This window comes from Clostridium sp. ATCC BAA-442 (genome assembly GCF_964239415.1).
GTDB lineage: Bacteria > Bacillota > Clostridia > Oscillospirales > Oscillospiraceae > Flavonifractor > Flavonifractor plautii.
Genome location: NZ_CAXSQB010000028.1, coordinates 1 through 5,528, shown reverse-complemented (window position 1 = coordinate 5,528; position 5,528 = coordinate 1). Strand labels below are relative to the sequence as shown.

At 66.6% G+C, this 5,528-nt stretch carries 6 protein-coding genes; 2 read left to right on the top strand and 4 right to left on the bottom strand.

Annotated features, from left to right (window positions below):
- Positions 1-193 precede the first annotated feature (193 nt).
- Entirely contained in the window at positions 194-2,830 is a 2,637-nt protein-coding gene (locus ACESY8_RS12405) for a translation factor GTPase family protein (RefSeq protein WP_054338736.1), read from the top strand.
- Positions 2,827-3,525 (top strand): tRNA (N6-threonylcarbamoyladenosine(37)-N6)-methyltransferase TrmO, encoded by a 699-nt coding sequence (gene tsaA / locus ACESY8_RS12400; protein ID WP_054338737.1) that lies wholly within the window; start codon positions 2,827-2,829, stop codon positions 3,523-3,525. The genes ACESY8_RS12405 and tsaA overlap by 4 nt, the downstream gene beginning before the upstream one ends.
- Positions 3,526-3,580: 55 nt before the next feature.
- On the opposite strand, the gene ACESY8_RS12395 is transcribed toward tsaA, so the two are convergent.
- The 4 genes from ACESY8_RS12395 to ACESY8_RS12380 all read right to left on the bottom strand — a co-directional run bounded on the left by ACESY8_RS12395 (position 3,581) and on the right by ACESY8_RS12380 (position 5,376).
- The gene (locus tag ACESY8_RS12395) at positions 3,581-3,802 is read right to left on the bottom strand and encodes a hypothetical protein (RefSeq protein WP_054338738.1); all 222 of its coding nucleotides are present in this window, start codon (positions 3,800-3,802) and stop codon (positions 3,581-3,583) included.
- Positions 3,803-3,911: 109 nt separating this feature from the next.
- Complete coding sequence (locus ACESY8_RS12390) at positions 3,912-4,685, bottom strand: AIM24 family protein (RefSeq protein WP_007493409.1); 774 nt, start codon at positions 4,683-4,685, stop codon at positions 3,912-3,914.
- Between the two features lie 185 nt (positions 4,686-4,870).
- Positions 4,871-5,068, bottom strand: a complete 198-nt coding sequence (locus ACESY8_RS12385) for a hypothetical protein (RefSeq protein ID WP_243427607.1) — start codon at positions 5,066-5,068, stop codon at positions 4,871-4,873.
- An 11-nt stretch (positions 5,069-5,079) separates the two neighbouring features.
- A complete protein-coding gene (locus ACESY8_RS12380; RefSeq protein ID WP_243427608.1) occupies positions 5,080-5,376 on the bottom strand; it encodes an RNA-dependent RNA polymerase family protein in 297 nt (98 codons plus the stop codon).
- Positions 5,377-5,528: the final 152 nt, after the last annotated feature.

Here is a 5,528-nt window from a genome sequence, read left to right as displayed (position 1 = left end):
CCCCCCCCCCCCCCCCCCCCCCCCCCGGCCATGAACGCAACAGCCCGTGGACCGGGACGGCCCACAGGTGCAAAAGCTGCATGCGCACCGGCGTTTGCCTGGGCCCGTGGCGCGCTCTAAGCCCATGAAGCTTGTTGCCCCGTCCGCCCCGGACGTGCTATACTATAGTATCACACCGTAAAGGACGGCAGCTATGGACAAACTGGTTGTAGGCATTCTGGCCCATGTGGACGCGGGGAAAACCACCCTCAGCGAGGGGCTGCTCTACACCTGCGGGCGCCTGAAAAAGCTGGGGCGGGTGGATCACCAGGACGCCTTTCTGGACACCGACCCCATGGAGCGCGCCCGGGGCATTACTATCTTTTCCAAGCAAGCGGTGCTCCCTGTGGACGGGGCGGAGCTCACCCTGCTGGACACGCCGGGACACGCGGACTTCTCCAGCGAGATGGAGCGCACCCTCCAGGTGCTGGACTGCGCCATCCTGGTCATCAGCGGCACCGACGGCGTGCAGGGCCACACCCACACCCTCTGGCGGCTGCTGGAGCGCTACGGCGTGCCCACCTTCCTGTTTGTCAACAAGATGGATCTGGCGGGGGCGGACAAGGCCACCCTGCTGGCGGGGCTGAAAGCCGGGCTGGACGAGGGGTGCGTGGACTTCACCGCCCCGGCGGCGGAGCGGGACGAGGCGGCCGCCCTCTGCGGCGAGGACGCGCTGGAGCGCTATCTGGAGGACGGGGCGCTGGACGGCGATACCCTCACCGCCCTTATCGCCCGGCGGAAGCTCTTCCCCTGCTGGTTCGGCTCCGCCCTGAAGCTGGAGGGGGTGGCCGAATTCCTCCAGGGGCTGGTGGCGTACGCCCCCCGGCCCCGGTATGGCCCCGATTTTGCCGCCCGGGTGTTCAAGATTTCCCGGGACAACCAGGGGAACCGCCTGACGTGGATGAAGCTCACCGGCGGCGCCCTGCGGGTGAAGGAGGCCCTCTCCGGCCCCGGCTGGACGGAGAAGGCGGATCAGCTGCGCGTCTACTCGGGGTCCAGGTTCCAGACCGTGGACGAGGCCCAAGCGGGAAGCGTGGTGGCCGTCACCGGCCTGAGCCGCACCGCCGCCGGGGAGGGCCTTGGGGCAGAGGCGGAGGCCCTGCCCCCCGCCCTGGAGCCGGTGCTCACCTACCAGGTGCTCCTCCCCGAGGGGCAGGATCCCCACGCCGCCCTGGGCAAGCTCCGCCTGCTGGAGGAGGAGGATCCCCAGCTCCACCTCGTGTGGAACGAGCGGCTGCGGGAGATCCACATCCAGCTCATGGGGGAGGTTCAGCTGGAGATTCTCCAGGCGCTGGCGGCCCAGCGCTTCGGCCTGGCGATCACCTTCGGCCCCGGCGGCATCGTCTACCGGGAGACCATCGCCGCCCCGGTGGAGGGCGTGGGCCACTACGAGCCCCTGCGCCACTATGCCGAGGTTCACCTGCTGCTGGAGCCGCTCCCCCGGGGGAGCGGCCTGGAGCTGGCCGCCGCCTGCCCCCAGGACATGCTGGACGGGAACTGGCAGCGGCTGGTGCTCACCCATCTGGCGGAGAAGCCCCACCTGGGGGTGCTCACCGGCTCCCCCATCACCGATGTGCGCATCACCCTGGTGGCGGGGCGGGCCCACCTCAAGCACACCGAGGGAGGCGACTTCCGGCAGGCCACCTACCGGGCGGTGCGCCAGGGCCTCATGGAGGCGGAGAGCATCCTGCTGGAGCCGTGGTACGACTTCCGGCTGGAGCTGCCCCCGGAGCAGGTGGGCCGGGCTCTGTCCGACCTCCAGCGCATGGGCGGGCAGGCCGGCACGCCGGAGACCGCCGGGGCGCTGAGCGTGCTCACCGGCTCCGCCCCGGTGGCGGGCCTGCGGGACTACGGCCGGGAGGTGGCCGCCTACACCCGTGGCCGGGGACGGCTGAGCTGCACCGCCGGCGGCTACGCCCCCTGCCACAACGCCGATGAGGTGATCGCCGCTCTGGGCTACGACCCGGAGCGGGACGTGGACAACCCGGCGGACTCGGTGTTCTGCGCCCACGGGGCGGGCTACAACGTGAAGTGGAGCGAGGTCAAGGCCCACGCCCACGTGGGCAGCGGCCTGCGCCTGGGGGCGGAGCCGCCCCCGCCGGAGGAGGCCGCCCCCGTCCGGCCCCGCAGCGTGTCCTACGCCGCCTCCCTGGAGCAGGACAAGGAGCTCCAGGCCATCTTCGAGCGCACCTACGGCAAGGTAGAGCGGGGCGCCTTCCGCCCCCAGCCCAAGCCCGCCCGCACCAGCCTGGACGACCGGAAGTACTCCATCCAGGCCCAGAAGCAGGGGCCGGAATACCTGCTGGCGGACGGCTACAACCTCATCTTCGCCTGGGAGGAGCTGAAGGCGGTGGCCCGGGACAACCTGGACGCCGCCCGGCAGATGCTCATGGAGGTGCTCAGCAACTACCAGGGCTTCAAGCAGAATATCGTCATTCTGGTGTTCGACGCCTACAGGGTGCCCCGCAGCGTCCAGGACGTGACGAAGTACCACAACATCTACGTGGTCTACACCAAGGAGGCCGAGACGGCGGACACCTACATTGAGCGGGCCACCTACGAGATCGGGAGGCACCACCGGGTGCGGGTGGCCACCTCCGACGGGGCCGAGCAGCTCATCATCCTGGGCCACGGCGCCCTGCGGCTGTCGGCCTCCGCCTTCAAGGCCGAGGTGGAGCAGGCCGCCGGCCAGATCTCCGCCATTCTGGCGGTCAACAACCGTTCCGCCCCCTCCCAGCCGGTGGCCGCCGCCCTGGAGAGGGCCCGGCGCAGACAGGAGGACAAGCCATGATCCCCATGGAAATCATCGCCACCATCCGCAGCGACTTTCCCACCAAGTTCGGCATACCCCGCCAGAGCGGCCTGGTGGAGGAGCTGCGGGCCACCGTGGTCTTCGAGCCGGAATACCGCAGCCCCGACGCGCTGCGGGGGCTGGAGGACTTCTCCCACCTCTGGCTCATCTGGCAGTTCTCCGAGGCCGTGCGGGACAAGTGGTCTCCCACGGTGCGGCCCCCCCGGCTGGGGGGCAACACCCGCATGGGGGTGTTCGCCACCCGCTCGCCCTTCCGGCCCAACCCCATCGGCCTGTCCTGCGTGCGGCTGGAGGGCATCCGGAGAGAGCCGGAGCTGGGTCATGTGCTGGAGGTCTCCGGGGCCGATCTGATGGACGGCACTCCCATTCTGGACATCAAGCCCTACATCCCCTACGCCGACTGCCGCCCGGAGGCCAGCGGCGGCTTTACCGGCAGCGGCGGCGGGGCCACCCTGGCGGTGGACTTCCCGCCGGAGCTGCTGGAGCGGGTGCCCGCGGACAAGCGGGCCGCCCTCACCGGCGTGCTCTCCCGCGACCCCCGCCCCCCCTACCAGCACGATCCGGAGCGGGTATACGGCCTGGACTTCGCCGGGGTCAACGTCCGCTTCACCGTGGACGGGGACACCCTCACCGTCCGGGCGGTGGAGCGCATGGCGGACAAACAGGACAAATAGGACAAAATAGATAAAACGCCGGGGGGGCCCCCCGGCGTTTTTACGTCTATGCCGTCTACTCCAGCAGGAGCGGGTAGAGCTCCGCCTCTCCCGTCCCCTGGAACCAGAAATTCCAATAGTCATCCATGTAGTAGTAGACCAGATTCCCAGGGCAGAAGGTCATGCGGTAGTATCCGGAGGCGTCGGTGACGGTAACGCCCTCCGGCTCCTCCGCCGGGGCGGGCAGGGGCCTCTCCCCCTCCGGGCCGTCCGCCTCAGTCAGCCCCCGGAACGACACAGACGGGCAGCGCAGTACTTACTTAGTCACCCAGTGGATAGCCGCACCCTATATACAGGGGGCGGCCCAAACCTTTGTTAATCCCCGGGGCCCAAGGCCTGGCATCCGCTCAGATATTGGGCATCTTTGCAGTGGGCATCATCAGCACCTTTCCGGTACCACGGTATACGTTCACAAGGCCCTCACCAGAGGCGGCCGAGCCGATTAGGCTCTTACCGGAGCGCTCCACGGTGAAGTCCAGGCTCTTACTCCAGGCAATTGCATAGTTGCCGTCCACCTTCAGTACATCGTTCTGGAGGGTGATCTCGATCAATTCCTCCTTGGGACAGTCGGACTCGATACAGAATATGCCGCTGCCGTTGAGGCTCAGGTTAAACAGCCCCTCGCCGCCAGCCACCGCAGAGGAAAGGTTGGAGCGCATGACCGCCTTGTGCTGCAGGCTGGACTCACAGGCCAGAAACAGGCCGTCGTCCAGCACGACGCTCCCACCCCAGTCGGCAGCGTCCATCAAAATAAGGTACTTATAGGTTGGCTCCAGCACCAGCAGTCCGTCGCCGGTGTACTCCGGCTTAATTGCAGACTCACCACTGGCCTTGCCGCGCACCGCCTTCCCCAGGAAGTCCCCTACGCCCTTAATGCCGGTGGTGGCGTTCACGTTGCCCAGCATCCACTGCATGGCACCCGCCTGAATGGTCACATGGGACTTGTGCAGATGGCATACCAGTTGGCGCTTTTTGACGTTCATCTGTGCGCTGAAATAGGCCGTTACTGCAGAGGACGGCGAAACGCTCAAATCCCGCTGGTATTCAATGATCTGAAAGGCACCCAGCTCAGAGAGCACTTTTACGTCATCATTCTCGGTAAAATTGGAGACCTGGTACATAGGTTTTCCTCCATTCAATTAATATGGGTAGGTCTTTTTATCCATAGAAAAGATATATGTTTATTATAATATACTTCCGTCTTCGCTACAAGAAAAATGTATATTTTATAGAAATATCACAAGCAGTAGGAAGCCATCACATCGCCGCATTCAGGAGCACCCCGTTTCCCATATGCCCTCCCCGCTTAACGCCCATCCCGCATCTCGTCCAGCAGCCAACGGCGGTACTCCGCCGCCTCCTGGCTGTCCGGCTGGGCCTGGAGCCAAAAGTCCACCTGCCCCAGCAAGCGCCGCAGGCACTGCTCCTGCGGCTCGGCGTAGATCTCCGCCGGGAAGGCCGCCTCCTTCACCTGAATATAGCGGATACTGTCGAAAAAGTGCAAAATGTCCAGCTTCAGCAGCTCGGGCGGCCCACATGCCGCCGGGCATTCTCCACCACCCCCGCGCCGTATCGGTAGGCGGTGGCATGGGGCGACACGGGCATGCCCGAGAGCAGCACCCGGGCGATGCGCCGCTGGATGTCCTTGAGCACAGGGTCCGGCACCCGGAGCACCCGCGCTCCGCCGTCCCGCTTGGGAACCTCCGCCCGGTGGTAGTGGGCTGGAATCCGGTTGCTGACGGCATACAGGGTGCGTAGGGGAAGCCCCAGGTCCCGGGCCAGGGAGGGGCCCTCTTGATAGACGATTCCCATGGCCGCCCCTCCCTTCCCGGTTCGGAACAAAACCTGCTGTATGGCGAACGGCGCGGCGGTATCCCCCTGCACACCGCAGGTGTGCTGAAATACCGCTGCGGCGCTTCGGCGGAGCGAAGCGAATACGCGTGAGTCTGCGGGACCGGCCGCGG

Excerpts from the sequence above, each read along its gene's own strand:
- tsaA (WP_054338737.1), top strand. The coding sequence starts at position 2,827 with ATGATCCCCATGGAAATCATCGCCACCATCCGCAGCGACTTTCCCACC.
- ACESY8_RS12380 (WP_243427608.1), bottom strand. The coding sequence starts at position 5,376 with ATGGGAATCGTCTATCAAGAGGGCCCCTCCCTGGCCCGGGACCTGGGG.
- ACESY8_RS12405 (WP_054338736.1), top strand. The coding sequence starts at position 194 with ATGGACAAACTGGTTGTAGGCATTCTGGCCCATGTGGACGCGGGGAAA.
- ACESY8_RS12390 (WP_007493409.1), bottom strand. The coding sequence starts at position 4,685 with ATGTACCAGGTCTCCAATTTTACCGAGAATGATGACGTAAAAGTGCTC.